The sequence below is a fragment of the Rhizobacter sp. P3_B12 genome, assembly GCF_056402895.1.
In genome coordinates this window covers 1-722 of the sequence record NZ_JBFUGN010001630.1, presented here as the reverse complement: position 1 = coordinate 722, position 722 = coordinate 1, and the positions used below count along the sequence as shown (strand labels likewise).

Below are 722 nucleotides of genomic sequence, written 5' to 3'. Positions count from 1 at the left end.
CGCTGGCCCGCAGCCCCGAGGTGCGCGAGCTGGTGCTCGGCGGGCGCAGCATCATCTACCTGCGGCAGTCGCAGCGCGCCGACCGGCCGCGCGTCTACAGCGAGGCCTATGTGCCGGTGCAGGGCGCGCACGGCAACGTCGGCGGCGTGGTCGAGGTGTATGTCGACCAGGCCGAGCGGGCGGCGCGCATCGCGGCGGCCTTCGTGCGGGTGGCGATCGCGGTGGCGCTGGCGCTGGCGCTGCTGCTCGGCCTGAGCCTGTGGCAGTGGTTCGTGCGCGCGCGGCGCGAGCGCCAGGCCGAGGACCAGGTGCGTTTCCTGGCCGAGCACGACCCGCTGACCGGGCTGATGAACCGCGCGAGCTTCACGGCGGCGCTCAGCGAGGCCGAGGCGCGTGCGCGCGCCGGCGGCCCGAAGTTCGCGGTGCTGTGCCTGGACCTCGACCATTTCAAGCTGGTCAACGACACGCACGGCCRGGCCGCCGGCGACAGCACCTTGTGCGCCGTCGCCGGCCGGCTGCGCGATGTGGTGCGGCAGTTCGACCTGGTCGCGCGCCTGGGCGGCGACGAGTTCGCGATCCTGCAGGGCGGCGTGCGCGGCTCGGACGATGTCTCGTCGTTCGCGCAGCGCGTGGTCGACGTGCTGGCGGCGCCGCACGAGCAGGCCGGGCGGCGCGTGGAAGGCGGCGCGAGCGTCGGCGCGGCCATCTACGGCACCGACGGG

Annotated in this window: 1 protein-coding gene; it reads left to right on the top strand. The window is 75.2% G+C overall.

The window, feature by feature from the left end; genetic code table 11:
- Positions 1 to 722 (top strand): diguanylate cyclase domain-containing protein (locus AC1D01_RS37340; RefSeq protein ID WP_477874952.1); only part of this gene is annotated, 722 nt, incomplete at both ends.